Origin of the sequence: Paraburkholderia sp. GAS334 (assembly GCF_050436625.1) — a bacterium.
GTDB lineage: Bacteria > Pseudomonadota > Gammaproteobacteria > Burkholderiales > Burkholderiaceae > Paraburkholderia.
On the sequence record NZ_JBNDMO010000059.1, the window covers coordinates 1 to 15,075 of the forward strand.

The window sequence follows — 15,075 nt, forward strand, 5'->3', positions numbered from 1 at the left end:
TTAAAATTGCTGACGCCGACGTGCCGGACTTTCCCGGCGCGTACGACCGAGTTAAGTCCCGCGATCTGTTCGTCTAGCGAAACGTCCGATCCCGGGCCGAACACGGTCCGATGCTGAGTGGATGAAGAGGCAGTGGCATCTCGGCCTCCGTCCGGCTCAGTTCGACCCTGAAGAGCCATTCGACCTTCAGACTCGCAGCCATCAGCTAACAGGCGTGGAGCGGACATTCGGGAAATCAGCGTGGAGGGTTGTACCTCTTGTTCGACACCTGCTCTTGTCCGCAGGACTGTGAGCACGCAGGTAGTGTGCCGAGTGATGTGCAGGAAGACTGAAGATCGGAAATCGGGGAGTGGCCCGAGGCGGCCTGGGAAACGACCCAGCTATGGCGAATGAACGTGCCTTGCTGGGAGCTGGAGCTATGATGCACTCCGACAAAGCGAAGTAACGTCGGTGGGACGCTCCGTGGCAACGCTGCCACGGGCCATATTTGTGACGATAACGCGGACACGAAGCCGCGTGATCCGGGCGAACCGCGTAGCCGTTTCCTGTCGGCTCTCGTTAGCACCAGCAGCCGTTCAACACGGCACTGGCGGGAGTCTTCTCATCAGCGACCCTACCGACCAGTTGCCGGGGGCGACGCAGTCTTGACAACGGTCCACTCTGGAGCGACGCGGACGTTAGACCGGACCCGGGCAGGAACTGCCGTTCGGGCGACACTTCCTGGTAACCTGGTTAGAAGAGTGATCAGCCATTAGCCCCAGCAAAAAAGACGTTTACTTCGTCGATTTCCGGGACTAGCTTGACCTATAAGGAGGCCAGCGTTCCGGCTTCATCTGGGCTGCGGCCGACGCTGCCAGGCCTGAGCCGGTTTGCGACGTAACCCGGTCGGGTCCACTTGATTAATCATGAACACAAATATCGGACTCCCATGACTTTCACCAGCGGAAAGCGGCATCTGAATTTTGTGCTGCTTCGCGTTTTGTTAACTGCAATATCGGTTGCGAGTTCGGGTCTTTCATACGCGGCAGCACTGGCGGACGCAGTGGTAGCCACTGAAGGAATCTGCATGGCTAAGGGGATGTATCCAATGGTAGGCGGGGGCACGACCGTCTTCTCTCACGAAAACACCTGCTTTAGCCGCCCTGTAACTACCCCTTATCCCTGGGAGAAGAAAATCGCACGCGCGAAAAGGAACGCCCCAGACACGTTCAGTGGAGCCCGGATCGTCCGATACGACTACCACGACGCGCTGTACCACTGCACGAAGCGGCATATGCGACTGCCCACTGTCGAAGAGTTGAAAGCGCTGTTCGCGTACGCGAGCACTGATAACGGTACGGCTACGGCGAACAGATACGCAATCGTCGCGCCAGGAAACGATTCGCGCTATCCAGGTGGCCTTTATGGCTGGGGAGGCGCAAGCACATATTGGTCGCACACCTTCGCCGGCAATGGCTTCCACAAGGTGGTCAATCCAAGCGATGGTCGAGTAAGCGTTTACTACGATTCGCATGTCGGCTACGTGTCGTGTGTACGCTGAGCAGGCTTGAGCCGGTTCGTTGTCGGGTCGCCGGCGTTTGCCACGTCGGTTTGTGACTACAAACCGCTGCCACGTCTTGTCCGCGACAACCGCCGCGGACAACATCCTGGCGGCTAACTCTTCTCCCCATCATGTGCGCTTTGGAAAGCGACGCGGACTCTCCGGGATTGGGTCATTGCGATGGACGACAAGCCATTCCGGTGATCTCGCGGCCGACCGGATCAATCGCTCCGTTTCAGTGTGAGTTCGCACACCGGTCGCCAGCCTGTTCGCGCCCCATACACTTGATTTGCGTGGCGGCTAACGGGCCCGCGCTTACCCGTAAATTGGCAGCAGCAGGAACAGTTTGATGACGATCGCATTGGCGATGTCGATAAAGAACGCGCCCAGCATCGGCACAACCAGAAAGGCACGATGAGATGGACCGAACTGATCCGTAATGGCCTGCATGTTGGCGATCGCGGTCGGCGTGGCCCCGAGGCCGAAACCGCAGTGTCCAGCGGCGAGCACCGCAGCGTCATAGTTGCGACCCATGACCCGGAAGGTGACGAAAATGGCGTAGCCAGCCATAGCGATCGCCTGCACGACCAGGAGTGCGAGAAGCGGCAACGCAAGCGAGGACAGGTCCCCAAAGCGCAGGCTCATCAGCGCAATCGCGAGAAAGAGCCCGAGGCTGACATTGCCGAGCAGGGACACTGCGCGCTCGAAGACCTGATACCAGCCTGGCACGGCGAGTCCGTTGCGCAGAACCACGCCGACGAACAATACACACACGAACGCGGGTAGCTCGAACGCTGTGTCAGTCAACCTGGATGCGAGCGCCGAGCCGATAGCGAGGCACACGGCAATCAGCGCCACCGTTTCGATGACGGCGTCCGCCGTGATCGGCCGAACCGCTTCGGGTTGCTCGAAACCGGTCGCGCCTGCGACATCGGGTTTCGGGCTGGGAACAAGGTCGTAGTGCGTGATGAGGAAACGCGCGACTGGGCCGCCTATCAATCCCCCGAGTATCAAGCCGAACGTGGCGCAGGCAACCGCAATCTCCGTCGCCGCCTGGAGCCCGTGACGCTCGCGAACACCTTGGCCCAGGCTGCACCGGTGGCGTGGCCGCCTGAGAGGGTCACCGACGCCCCGAGCAGGCCGAGAATGCGCTCTTGCCCCAATGCCCAGGGCGAGGCCGATGCCGGGCACATTCTGCATCACGAGCAAGCCGACCACGGCACCGAGAAAGACAATCAGCGAACGCCCACCCGCTTTCAGGCTTGCCAGATCTGCGTTGAGACCGATGGTGGCAAAGAAAGAGAGCATCAGTGGCGCCTGAAGTGCCTTGTCGAAGCGCACGTCGATGCGAAAGGTACTGCGTAACGCAAAAGCCAGCAGCGCTACAAGTAACCCGCCGACAACCGGTTCGGGGATGCTGTAAGTTCGCAGTATGCGTACCCGGGCAAGGATCTGCCGCCCGAGCGAAGAACGAGGGACGCGGCCATCAGCGTTTCCAGCGTGTCGAGGCTCATGATGCCTATCCGTACCTGAACGAACGGCTAGTGAGTCCTGTTCGATGAGGTTGTTCCGGAGTGACCCCGCACGAACCTGAGAAGGAGATAGCCCGTCACGCCCGATAGCGTTGAGCCCGTGATCACGCCCAGCCGGACGGGAGTGAAATATTCGGGACCTTCGAAAGCGAGTGAGCCGATGAACAGACTCATGGTGAAGCCGACACCACACAGTGCAGCGACGCCAAGCAACTGAGGCCAGTTAGCGCCCTCGGGTAGCCTTGCGAAACCGAGCCCAACCAGCACGGCGCTCGCCCCGCAAATGCCGACGAGCTTTCCTGCGAAGAGACCTGCGGCGATGCCAAGCGGCAGCGGCTCTGCCAGCGCAGTGAGGGTCACGCCAGCGAACGAGACGCCGGCATTGGCGAAAGCAAAGATCGGCAAAACGGCGAAGGCCACCCAAGGGTGGAGGCTATGTTCAAGCTGATGCAGCGGAGCGTGGCCTTGCGAGTCCTTCGTCCTCAACGGCACGGCGAAAGCGAGCGCAACGCCTGCGAGCGTTGCGTGAACGCCGGACTTCAGCACGCATACCCACAAGATCACGCCGACAATAACGTAAGGTGCAATTCGTGTGATTTTCAGCAGGTTCAAGGCAATCAGCACTGCAATTGCCACGGCCGCGAAAAGGAGCATCGGGATGGAAAGATCGGCTGTGTAAAACAGCGCGATGATAACGATCGCGCCCAGATCATCGGCAATCGCCACTGCGGTGAGGAATATTTTTAGCGACGCCGGCACCCGGTTGCCGAGCAGCGAAAGAATGCCTAGCGCAAATGCAATGTCAGTGGCCGTTGGAATGGCCCAGCCATTCAAGGCCGCGCCATGCCCACGGTTGATAAGAAAGTAGATGAGTGCGGGCACTACCATTCCGCCGACTCCAGCGACGACAGGCAGCACGACCTGTGCGGGAGTGGAAAGCTCTCCTTCAATTACCTCGCGTTTGACCTCCAACCCGACCAGGAGAAAGAAGATAGCCATCAAACCGTCGTTGATCCACAGTAGCAGCGGCTTCGCGACGATTAACGATCCAAAGCGCACCTCCACGGGGATCTTCAGCAGATCGTCGTACGCGTGTCGAAGCGGCGAGTTGCTGCAGATCAACGCGAGTACTGCGGCGCCCATGAGCAGCAGTCCGCCCGCCGATTCCAGTTTGAGGAAGGTGGAGATTCCATCGGTGGTCTTGCGAAACGCGTTGTCGATCACGATGCCCGTCCGTTGTCAGCGCATCAACTCGTAAAGGATGCGGGTTTCCCGGCCGGCATTAGTGGCATGGAACTGTCCCGATGGGCGCTTACGCAGGGCTAGCGCATGCGCCACCTCCATTTTCAGACCAGGAATTCGACGGCCCCATTGTTTATGTGGTACATCGCTCCAACAATTTTTAGTTTTCCATCCTTCTCCATCGGGGCCAGCACGCTACTGCCATTCCGTATTGCGTCTATCGTGTGTCGAACATTGGTTTTCGCCACCGCATCGACAAATTCATAATTCTTACTGCTTCTGTCACCAGAGTACTGCGTTTCATCCACAGCCGGTCTGATCTTAGCCAGGAGACCGGTCAGGTTTCCCAGTTCAACGTGATCAATGGCGCCCTTGATTGCCCCGCATCCAGTGTGTCCCATAACCAATATAACTTTAGCGCCGGCCGCCGCACAGGCAAACTCCAGGCTTCCAAGGAGATCCTCGTTAGCGATATTGCCCGCGATACGCGCGTTAAAAGTATCTCCAATTCTCGTGTCAAGGACGATTTCGGCCGGAGCCCGGGAGTCGATGCAACTCAAGATCACAGCGGCCGGATATTGCCCGCCGGCAGTAGCCCTCTTTTGCGCCAAATAATCGTGAGACAACATCTTCCCCGAGCGAAAACGTCTGTTTCCTTGCTTGAAGTTCTCGATAATCTGGTCTGGCGTCAGCTTATCTCGCTCAGACTTCGATAGCGCCTCCGCGTAAGCCGATTCAACGCCTCCCATGCTTCCCGCCAGCCCAACGGCCGCGACGCTCAGCGCAGTCTTCAGTACCGCACGTCTTCCGGCGTTGGAGGCGTCGACCGGACAACAAGCAGCTTTTTTGTGCATGCCATTCTCCATGAATAATCGCCACGCGATCATCTTTTCGACGTCAGGTTAAACATCACAACGTGCGGTGAGCGCGATGTCGCACGGTATTCGGCCGTCCCGCGGCTGCTTCTGGAATAACCCAAAGCACATGATATTTTTAGTGAAACTCACACACTATTGGACTTTGGTCCTATATAGGGAGGTGTGTCACCGCCCGTCGCGTGCAACGAAAATATCGATCGGCCCGGAGGGATGCGATGGCTCCTCGAATTTTTGCCTGTCGCGATAGGCTGATCTCGACTTCTCCTGGATCAATTCGCATGCGGCTTAACTCACCTAATTTCATGAGAGCCCTAAAGATCATGCAAGACGCACATGTGCTGTTGCCCGACGCGCTGGTAGTGCTCGCGATCGTGATCGCCTCCCGGTTGGGAGATTTCTGCTCCGAAGCAACGATCCGGCGTCTTACTTACCTCGTCGCGCTCCTGTCGTCGACCGCGGCGGGCGTGTGGTTCGCCATCCAATCATTCGATTCGCATCAGTACTATTTCTTCTCGCGGATGATCGTGATCGATTCGTTCGCCAGCGTGATGAAGGCGGTCGTGTCGCTTGGCTTCGCTGTCTCGCTCGTCTATTCGCGCAGATATCTCGAAGATCGCGACCTGTTCCGCGATGACGTGTTCCTGCTCGGCATGTTCTCGCTGCTCGGCCAGCTGATCATGATCTCGGGCAACCACTTCCTGATGCTGTACCTCGGTCTCGAGCTGATGTCGCTGTCGCTGTACGCAATGATCGCGTTGCGCCGCGACGCCGCGCAATCGAGCGAAGCGGCAATGAAGTACTACGTGCTCGGCGCACTGGCTACGGGTTTCCTGCTGTATGGCATCTCAATGCTCTACGGCGCGACGGGCTCGCTCCAACTGAACGAGGTACTGAAGGCGGTTGCTTCGGGCCGCATCAACGATGCCGTGCTGCTGTTTGGCGTGATTTTCATCGTCGCAGGCGTTGCATTCAAGATGGGCGCGGTGCCGTTCCATATGTGGGTGCCGGACGTCTATCATGGCGCGCCGACCGCAATGACGCTGCTCACCGGCGGTGGCCCGAAGGTCGCGGCGTTCGCGTGGGGCCTGCGTTTCCTCGTGATGGGTCTGCTGCCGCTCGCGGTCGCCTGGCAGGGAATGCTCGTGATTCTGGCGGCGCTGTCGATGATCGTCGGCAACATTACAGGTATCGTCCAGCTTAACGTCAAGCGGATGCTCGCGTACTCGGCCATTTCGAACATGGGGTTCGTGCTGCTGGGCCTGCTGGCGGGAGTTGTCGACGGCAAGGCCAGTGGCGCCGCCAGCGCGTACGGTTCGGCGACGTTCTACAGCATCGTGTATCTGGTTACGACGACAGGCACGTTCGGCGTGATCATGCTGCTGGCGCGCCGCGATTTCGAAGCGGATACGCTCGATGACTTCAAAGGTCTGAATCAACGCAGCCCGATCTTCGCCTTCGTGATGATGGTGATGATGTTCTCGCTCGCCGGCATTCCGCCTACGGTCGGGTTCTACGCGAAGCTCGCCGTGCTCGAAGCGACGGTGAACGCCGGCCTCACATGGCTCGCGGTGCTGGCCGTGATCACGTCGCTGGTCGGTGCATTCTACTACCTGCGCATCGTCAAGCTGATGTACTTCGACGCGCCGCAGGACACGACGCCAATCTCGGCCGGCGCCTGCAACCGAACGCTGCTTGCGCTGAACGGCGTGGCCGTGCTGATGCTCGGCATCGTTCCGGGTCCGCTGATGACGGTCTGCCTGCAGGCGATCTCGGATACACTGCCGCGCTGATGTCGGTGGCAGGCTGGTTCATCGTGCTGTTGGCGCTCGTCGGCACCAACATGCCGTTCCTGAATCAGCGGCTCTTCGCTGAAGTGAACCCTGTGCGCTGGACACGAAGCTATACTGGTCGGGTGCTAAGGAGAGCGCCAGAACTGGATTTCAGGGAAAGTTTTCGCTAATCGTGGAAACTCGTAGAAGGTCGAACGGATCCCGGCGTGTCAATGGCGCAGCACCGTGACGCCTGTTTCCAGTCTTTTATTCTCCACCCTGGCTTCGATATGCGCGGGCCTCGATCGTGCGACGCGTTCCAGAAGCGCACACCCCGGTAGAGGCAAAGGTCACCGGCGCGCCGATGACTTGACGAGCTTTGTCGGTGCTTGACAGTCAGCTAACTGGGGCAAAGTCGACGTTCAACCGAACGATTAAAGGAACGGACGAAGGGCCGTAGATGGCCGACTGCTGTCCCACGCAGAGGACCGCAGCCGACCGCGCTGTCTCGCTCCGATCCCGTTGATCAGGCGTCGGAAGCTGCGCGAGTAACACGCCCACTCGTTTCACCAGGCTGGTGACACATTGACTTCGCGACGCGCAAATGCTTGTCACGTAAGGCTCGACCGATATCCGAATGCCCCTTCGTCGCGAGTTGACACCGGCGAGGAGCACGGGAATACAGCTTCAACCTCGAAAGGCCGGTCATCGCCGTTGCCTCTGCGGTCGTTAAAAGTCTGTTCGAATCGGTCACGTCGTACCTTTGGATGGGTGAACGGACGCCATTTGCGCCATACTTCCATCGTGCCTTCACGACGTGGAGAGCGTCGTAGAATATTGCTGTGGATCGTTTTCAGGCGCCCCCTCGAGCGCCGGACCGGCAAGGGCTACCTCGCCCGACGTGATCGACGAGTCGAACCTGTGTTGGGTCGTCCCGAACTGACGAGCCGCGTCTACGAGGTCGAGCCGGTCGATCATGAGTTTAAGGAGACGACATGAACGCAGTGTGCCCGCTGCACGGGCCAACGAAAATCATCGGCACGAATGCGTACGGGTTTCCGGTCTATGCGTGCTGCTGCGACGACGTGACCAATGTGACGCCCCCGGATGCGTGTACGAGGGCACCGACGCAACGCGGACGTGACCCGCAACCTGAACAACCGAAGACGCGGAAAGAATGACACCGACGTTCAAGCCTGCTGCCTGTGTGGTGACCGACAGTCCGCAGTATGTGGACCGGCCGCGGCACGGGGTCGGACAGGTTCTTCAGCTCGCCGTAGTCGGACGACGCCTGCGTGCGCCACTTCATCGCGTCGATTCGTTCAGTACCGCGCCAATCGGCGGAATGCCCTGGCCTTGATTCGAGTTTGCAATCAAGTGATGTGCGAAGAAATAGCCGCTCGAAAGCGGCCTGCCGTGCCTGCTCTCCGGTCGACCCCGAGCGCTATGCATGCGGGTTGCTGTGCACGCAATGGAATTCGTCGATTACGCGCTTCTTCGCGTCCAGAAGCTCCTGCTCCAGGAGCGCCAGAATACGACGTGCCTTCGTCACGTCGACGCCCGGCAACACCGCCGCGTCGATCCGCGCCTTTGCCCTGACGACTCCGATGGTCAACCCCTCGGCAATCCCCTCTGCTGCTGTTGGCATTTCATACCTGGCATAGTGGTTTGCTGGACCGCACGATTGCGGCCTGCTCAGACATATCCTGGTGCCCCGACTGAACAAGCGCGCCGAGTAGCACCAACGTCGTAGACCGACCCCTTTTCTGCCGCCATGTAAGCGCACGACGACGCTTGCAGGTGGGCGTTGGACAAGGCTAGAGGGAAGGAACCGCGGAGTGGACCGACGCGACGCGAGCTTGTGCAGCTATCGTGATTGAAGAGGTCCCGTGATCGACCGTTCCACAAGATGTTGAAGCGAGCCTGCGTCAGGATGGGCACAGTCGTGCTCCGGGAACGACAATACAACCCCGCGGTTATCTTTGACGAAGCCTCGCCTCGCGGATTCATAAAACCGGCAGAATTCGCGATCGCGTTGCTGAGTGCAGCACCGTCGAGCCCTCCCCGCGTTGGACAGAAAAATCGGCGGCATGGCTTGTAACGCAGGGGCGTCGGCGCTATGAACCAAAGCGAAACTTGCTGATATCTCGCGAGCTGGCAAGCAAAGGTCTGGTTTGGCGGCAAAATCCACCGCTAGACCGAGATCGCTTTCAGTTCGTCGGCGAGGTAGGCAACAAGCGCTCGGGCGGCCGGCCGGGCGGCCCGGGCAGCGGGATAAACGGCGTTGACTTCAATTGGCTCGACCGTCCAGTCCGGCAACAAACGGATGAGCTGACCATCGCACAACTCGGCACGGCACCCCCAGGACCCTGTGGCCAGAATCCCAAGGCCGGCAACGGCCGCAGCCGTGGTCGCTTCGTTCAGGGAGATAGTCAGACGTCCTTGTCCACGGACCATGACCCGGCGTCCCCCCTTCTCAAAGGTCCATCCTCGCACTCCGGCACCCGGTGGACCCATGACGAAGCTATGATCGGCCAGATCGCCCGGCTCGACCGGCATTCCCGTGTTGGCCAGATAGTCAGGTGAGGCGACCAGTATCCGCGGGCAACGCCCAAGCATCGTTGAGGTGGCATTCGAGTCCTTCAGCGGTCCAAAGCGAAACGCCACATCTACGCCTTCAACGATCAGATCCTGCCGATCGTCCTCCATTCGCAAGTCAACGTGCAAAGCCGGATGCGCGCTCATAAACCGTCCTATCCGCGGGATGACCTCGCGGACCCCGAAACTGGTCGACAAGGCAACGCGTAGATGGCCTCGCAGCTCCGTGGTTCCTCGCGCAGCGTCGTCTGCTTCATTTAGCGCGGAGAGAATCGCTTCAACGCGGGCGAGGTAATCGGTACCCGCTTCCGTCAGCTTAACGGCTCGCGTGCTTCTCACGAATAGCGCAGCGCCGACTTCCTCCTCAAGCTCCGAAATGCGCCGCGATGCCGACGGCTGGCTTAAGCCCAATTCCCGGCCAGCTTTGGTGAAACTCGATGTGTGGGCAACCCGTACGAACAACTGGAGGGTCGATAGCTTGTCATTCATTCGCGGAGAGAATAACTGAAAGTCATCCAGCCATTCTACCGCTCTCGACGCAAATGAATCAATATTCGATTCAGGCAAGGATGAGGCGATAAACAGAGCCATCGGCTCAATCGGCATCAAGCCAGACATCTACGTTTTCCTGGAGTAAAGCATGAGCACGTCACAAAAGGTTGTCGTCGTTACCGGCGCATCGCAAGGCATTGGTGCCGACGTCGTCAAGGCGTTTCGCAAACTCGACTACCGCATTGTCGCAACCTCACGTTCGATCAAGCCATCGGAAGATCCGAACATCCTGACGATTGCCGGCGATATCGGCGATCCCGCAACCGCTCAACGTGTCATTTCCGAGGGTGTCGCAAAGTTCGGCCGGATCGACACGCTGGTGAATAACGCCGGCATTTACATTGGCAAGCCTTTCACGGAAAACACCAAGGAAGACTATGCCGCTGTGGTGAATGTGAATATGTCGGGGTTCTACTACATCACGCAACTCGCCATCGCTGAAATGGAAAAGCATTCGAGCGGCCACGTGGTTAGTGTGACCGCGAGCGTCGTGGACCAGGCGATCAGCGGTGTGTATTCGGTACTGGCTGCGCTGACGAAGGGAGGTCTGAACGCCGCCACGAAGTCACTGGCGATTGAGTACGCCAGGAAAGGTATTCGCGTGAATGCCGTTGCGCCGGGAGTCATCAGGACTCCAATGCACCCGTCGGAATATCACGACATGCTCGATGCCCTCCATCCGCTCGGCCGCATGGGCGAGACGAGCGATATCACCAACGCGGTCCTGTACCTTGATTCTGCGCCGTTTGTGACGGGAGAAATCCTGCACGTCGACGGCGGCCAGAGTGCCGGCCGTTAAGCACCAGGACATTCGGGCGCCGGACCAGTTCCGGCAATTGCATCAACCGAAAACGGGCGAGCCAGCTAACTTACGGGTGGTGCACTCGGCGGGGTAAGGTCACTCCCAATCGTGAAAGATGTCTTTGAGAAGCGGCCGGAATGAGCGCTTTGCAGCGAATCGCAAGATCCGGATTTTGCGACGTCTACACCATTTCCGTAAGATCGTCGTAAAGCCGAAGCATTATCAAGTGGCTCGAAGGCCTAGCGCACCTGTGCGCGTTAAAGCCGCGCTGCGCGCAGACCCAGCTCGTCGGCCTCGGCGATCGCGAGACTGATGTGTATGAGCTGTTTGCCGCAAGGGAATTCAATAACCTTTATAGAGGTGACTAAAATGGCATCTAGTGACATTCAGGAAATCAAGGCATTAAACGCAAAATACAACTTCTCGCTCGACGAGGGCAACGCTGTTGCATGGGCAAGTTGCTTTACAGCCGACGGAGCCTTCAATGCTGCGATCGGCGGAGCAAAACCAAAAGGCACCGAACAACTGGAGGCTTTCGTTCCTACGTGCATCGCAACGTTCGGGACTATGTATCACCTCACAACCAACGAAATTATTTCGGTCGACGGCGAAAATGCTCGTCAAAAGTGCTATCTGCAATTCTTCACGAAAAAAGACGGTACCCTTGACGGCTACATTTGCGTCTATGACGATTGGCTCAAGCGCGAGAACGGCGCCTGGAAGTACAGCCGTCGAGACGTGGCAACAAAAGACAAATTTACTCATCTGAAAGATTGACACAACACTCAACAAGCCAGGCGATTATCCACCAACCTGTCCCTCCGGATTCTTGGCGTGTTGCCGACTGATGGAATCCGACCGGCCGCTTCCCGGTCCAATGATGAAACGACAAGGCCGCTCGCCGTCGCTCTGACTGTGACTGTCGCAAGCTGGCGGTTGCCGGGTGGGACTTGCACACTGGAAAGCGCCGCCTTTGCACGGCGCACGCCAGGAGCGGTCGCTGGAAGCTGACGCGAAGTTTGGTAGAGAACGGACGCCTCCGGTGGCTACGCCGCGCCTGTCCCGCGCTCTGCGTGTGCCAACGCCAGCGCCAGCCTTGCCCCCACCGCGGCATTGTGTTTCACGAGCGCGATGTTTGTCGCCAGGCTGCGTCCGCTCGTCAGCGCCTTGATGCGAGCCAGCAGGAAGGGTGTCACGGCCTTACCGGTAATTCCTTGCGCCGTGGCCTCGGCGAGCGCCTGCTGAGTCAGCGCGTCGATCTCTTCGAACGTCATCGCTGCCGCTTCCGGCACCGGAGTGCTCAACACCACACCGCCCACGAGGCCCAGGTCCCACTTGGTGCGGATGAAGCGTGCCTGCTCCGCCGCGTCGTCCAGCCTGAAGTCCGCACGAAAGCCGCTGTCGCGCGTGTAGAACGCAGCGAAATTGTCTTGCTCGCAACTGAGCACCGGCACACCGTGCGTTTCCAGGTATTCCAGCGTGAGCCCGATGTCCAGGATGGACTTCGCACCGGCACAGACCACCGCCACCGAGGTCTTCGCCAGTTCCTGCAGGTCGGCCGAGATGTCAAAGGTTTCCGGCGCGCCCCGGTGCACGCCGCCAATGCCTCCGGTGACAAAAACCTCAATGCCGGCCAGGGCGGCACATATCATCGTGCCAGCCACTGTCGTGGCGCCGAGTCCGCCGCCGGCCAGCACGGCCGGCAGGTCGCGGCGGCTGACCTTGTGTACCTGGTCCGAGCGGCCGAGCAGTTCCAGTTCGTCGTTCGAAAGGCCGATGCGGATACGCCCGCCGATCAGTGCGATAGTCGCGGGCTCGGCTCCCAGGTCACGGATCAAGGCCTCCACTTCGCGCGCAGTGCGGACGTTCTCTGGATAGGGCATACCGTGAGCGATGATGGTCGATTCCAGCGCCACGAGCGGGCGGCCGGCGGCCTGGGCAGCGGCCACAGGTGCGCTGCAGGTCAACCACGAGTGTGCAAGGTCCGCAACCATGTCGACGTTTTCGGCGGTGTGATTTCGCTTAAGTATGCAGCACAAGGCTGGTCCACGGTTCGCTGTGCAAGCACGGGGCGTCGTTGCCACCTGCCTGTTGCCTTGGAGCCGTCCGTCCCGGCGCCGTCAGCGCGAGGCTCGCGACGACACGCATCGACATAAGCGGCCGCGAATGCACGCTAAACTGGGTGCGCTACGGAAAAGTTCGAAGGATCGGGCTCAAGGCGATGAAATTCACCGGGATGATGCTGCGTCTCACCATTGCGTGCCTGATTGTGTTCGCAGGAGTCGCCATCTTGCAGGATCGTTTTATCTACTTCCCTGAGAAAGCTGCAACCGGGGACGTCGTTTCCGGCGGACTTCGCGCCTGGCCGACACCTGAGGCGTTCCTGGGCCTCGTGGCCGAGCCGGCCGGATCTGCGCGCGCCACTGTCATCGTCTTTCATGGCAATGCGGGGCATGCCGGACACCGTTCGTTCTACGCCGCAGTGCTCACCCGGCTCGGGCTGCGCGTGATCCTCGCCGAATATCCAGGCTACGGGCCACGCGACGGTACGCCGGGCGAAGAGAGTCTGGTCGCTGACGCCCAAAAGACCATTGCGCTGGCGCATCGCCTCTATGGCGCGCCGCTGCTGCTCATCGGCGAATCGCTCGGGGCCGGCGTGGTGGCCGCGGCCGGGTCGCGTGAACGCGACAAGACCGCTGGCTTGATGCTCATCACCCCATGGGATCGGCTCGAGCACGTCGCCGCTTACCACTATCCGTGGCTGCCCGTGAAGTGGCTGCTGCGCGACCGATACGACAGCGTGACCCACCTGGCGTCGTTCGGCCGCCCTGTTCTCGTCGTGGTTGCGGAACGCGACAGCATCGTCCCCCCGCGCTTCGGCGAAGCGCTCTACAACGCTCTGGCCGAACCGAGACAACTCATGGTGGTGAAGGCGGCTGAACATAACGACTGGATGGGCCGCGTCGACGAAACCTGGTGGCGGGAGGCGATCGACTTCCTGCTCACGCCTTCGCATTGAAATATGAAATCACGCTCCGTCCCGTCCAGCAGGGAACGCTTCTATGTCCTCGATGCGAAGAACAGGCCTGTCGCGGTGTCCGACCGCAGCGAGTGGTCGCGCTGGATGACAGAGAACGAACTGATCTTTCGTCGCACGCTGCTGGACGAATCCGGTGTGACGGTCACGACCCGCTTCCGCGGTCTGTCCGAACCGAAAACCGGGGAGGCTTCGCTGTTCGTGACGCGCGTCACCGGAATGGAAGCGCGAGACAACCGGAGCTACGGAGCACGTACGCTCGATGAGGCGCTGGAGCAGCATGAGCGCGTCGTGCAGAAAATCCTCCGGATGCTGACCGGGCGGTGATCGCCACAGGGCGACGATACCCGCGCGTCCGTCCGAAGGTCGCCACGCCCAAAGAGACTATCTGTCTGATTGAGGACCAGCAGCCTTCGACCGTGGAATCGGATATGTCAATGGCGCGCTACTCTCGTCCGCACGGCTGCAGCCCGACATAACACTCGCTGAGCAGGCCACGGATCTGATTGGCCTGTGCCGTGCGTGCGCTGACGAAGCCTTGGCGTGCCCGATGCAGTGCCAGCACCGCTTGCTGCTCGACGTTCTTGATCGGGACAAATCGCATGTTCGGTCGAGCGACTGCTTCACAGATCGCCTCGGCATCGGCTGCGTCGTTCTTGTTCGTTTTTACGTACGGTTTGACGAATTGCGGCGCCATCAATCGAACGGTGTGTCCCATGCCTTGCAGCTTGCGTGCCCAGTAGTGGGCACCACTGCATGCCTCCATGCCAACGAGTGCCGGCGCCAGATTCGCAAAGAACATCGTCATCTGCTCGCGCTTCACTTGCTTCTTCAGCACGATCTTGCCGTGCCCGCTAACACCGTGAACCTGGAACACGTTCTTTGCCAGATCGAAGCCAATGGTTGTAGCCTTCATGATGGGCGCTCCCGTCTGTGAAGTGGTTGATACGCAACTCCACTTTGGCACGCTGATGCCGTTTCGGGTGGGGGCGTCCATCCCATTGCTTGCGAGCGAAGCCTGGGACCGGAGTCGACCCCGAGCCGTCATTCGGGTCACCGTGTTGGCAACGGCCGCTTTCCAATTCCGAACGGACATCCGTCCGCATCACGTCTGCAGTACGGGCG

The 15,075-nt window shown here is 59.7% G+C and carries 12 protein-coding genes and 2 pseudogenes; 7 read left to right on the forward strand and 7 right to left on the reverse strand.

What is annotated here, in order from left to right; all coding sequences use genetic code 11:
* Positions 1–928: 928 nt before the first annotated feature.
* The gene (locus P3T21_RS37205) at positions 929–1,540 is read left to right on the forward strand and encodes a hypothetical protein (protein WP_429260851.1); all 612 of its coding nucleotides are present in this window, start codon (positions 929–931) and stop codon (positions 1,538–1,540) included.
* Positions 1,541–1,855: 315 nt separating this feature from the next.
* Here the strand turns inward: P3T21_RS37205 and gltS are convergent, their stop codons facing one another.
* From gltS to P3T21_RS37220, 3 genes are all read right to left on the reverse strand, one after another.
* The gene (gene gltS / locus P3T21_RS37210; RefSeq protein ID WP_429260861.1) at positions 1,856–3,160 is read right to left on the reverse strand and encodes a sodium/glutamate symporter; all 1,305 of its coding nucleotides are present in this window, start codon (positions 3,158–3,160) and stop codon (positions 1,856–1,858) included.
* A complete protein-coding gene (gene nhaA / locus P3T21_RS37215) occupies positions 3,082–4,299 on the reverse strand; it encodes a Na+/H+ antiporter NhaA (RefSeq protein ID WP_429260862.1) in 1,218 nt (405 codons plus the stop codon). The genes gltS and nhaA overlap by 79 nt, the downstream gene beginning before the upstream one ends.
* 119 nt (positions 4,300–4,418) lie before the next feature.
* On the reverse strand, positions 4,419–5,168 hold the full coding sequence (locus tag P3T21_RS37220) for a carbonic anhydrase family protein (protein WP_429260852.1): 750 nt from the start codon (positions 5,166–5,168) through the stop codon (positions 4,419–4,421).
* Positions 5,169–5,512: 344 nt separating this feature from the next.
* On the opposite strand from P3T21_RS37220, the gene nuoN reads away from it, so the two are divergent.
* Positions 5,513–6,982 carry an NADH-quinone oxidoreductase subunit NuoN gene (gene nuoN / locus P3T21_RS37225; RefSeq protein WP_429260853.1) on the forward strand — a complete coding sequence of 490 codons (1,470 nt, stop codon included), beginning with the start codon at positions 5,513–5,515 and terminating at the stop codon, positions 6,980–6,982.
* Positions 6,982–7,068: pseudogene (locus P3T21_RS37230) on the forward strand (DUF2818 family protein); the annotation flags it as partial. The gene nuoN and the pseudogene P3T21_RS37230, both read left to right, overlap by 1 nt.
* Before the next feature lie 1,337 nt (positions 7,069–8,405).
* Here the strand turns inward: P3T21_RS37230 and P3T21_RS37235 are convergent.
* Positions 8,406–8,609, reverse strand: coding sequence for a hypothetical protein (locus tag P3T21_RS37235; RefSeq protein ID WP_429260854.1), 204 nt, complete (start codon positions 8,607–8,609; stop codon positions 8,406–8,408).
* A 545-nt stretch (positions 8,610–9,154) separates the two neighbouring features.
* Positions 9,155–10,177, reverse strand: coding sequence for a LysR family transcriptional regulator (locus P3T21_RS37240; protein WP_429260855.1), 1,023 nt, complete (start codon positions 10,175–10,177; stop codon positions 9,155–9,157).
* A 22-nt stretch (positions 10,178–10,199) separates the two neighbouring features.
* Between P3T21_RS37240 and P3T21_RS37245 the strand changes: the two genes are divergently transcribed.
* Together P3T21_RS37245 and P3T21_RS37250 are read left to right on the forward strand one after the other, a co-directional pair.
* A complete protein-coding gene (locus P3T21_RS37245; protein ID WP_429260856.1) occupies positions 10,200–10,910 on the forward strand; it encodes an SDR family NAD(P)-dependent oxidoreductase in 711 nt (236 codons plus the stop codon).
* A gap of 372 nt (positions 10,911–11,282) precedes the next feature.
* Complete coding sequence (locus P3T21_RS37250) at positions 11,283–11,690, forward strand: nuclear transport factor 2 family protein (RefSeq protein ID WP_429260857.1); 408 nt, start codon at positions 11,283–11,285, stop codon at positions 11,688–11,690.
* A gap of 269 nt (positions 11,691–11,959) precedes the next feature.
* On the opposite strand, the gene P3T21_RS37255 is transcribed toward P3T21_RS37250, so the two are convergent.
* On the reverse strand, positions 11,960–12,907 hold the full coding sequence (locus P3T21_RS37255) for a pseudouridine-5'-phosphate glycosidase (RefSeq protein ID WP_429260858.1): 948 nt from the start codon (positions 12,905–12,907) through the stop codon (positions 11,960–11,962).
* Positions 12,908–13,134: 227 nt separating this feature from the next.
* Here P3T21_RS37255 and P3T21_RS37260 point away from each other — a divergent pair, with 227 nt between their 5' ends.
* Positions 13,135–13,932 carry an alpha/beta hydrolase gene (locus P3T21_RS37260; RefSeq protein WP_429260859.1) on the forward strand — a complete coding sequence of 266 codons (798 nt, stop codon included), beginning with the start codon at positions 13,135–13,137 and terminating at the stop codon, positions 13,930–13,932.
* A gap of 3 nt (positions 13,933–13,935) precedes the next feature.
* On the forward strand, positions 13,936–14,277 hold the full coding sequence (locus P3T21_RS37265) for a hypothetical protein (protein WP_429260860.1): 342 nt from the start codon (positions 13,936–13,938) through the stop codon (positions 14,275–14,277).
* A 154-nt stretch (positions 14,278–14,431) separates the two neighbouring features.
* On the opposite strand, the pseudogene P3T21_RS37270 reads toward P3T21_RS37265, so the two are convergent.
* Positions 14,432–14,866: pseudogene (locus P3T21_RS37270) on the reverse strand (IS110 family transposase); the annotation flags it as partial.
* Positions 14,867–15,075 lie beyond the last annotated feature (209 nt).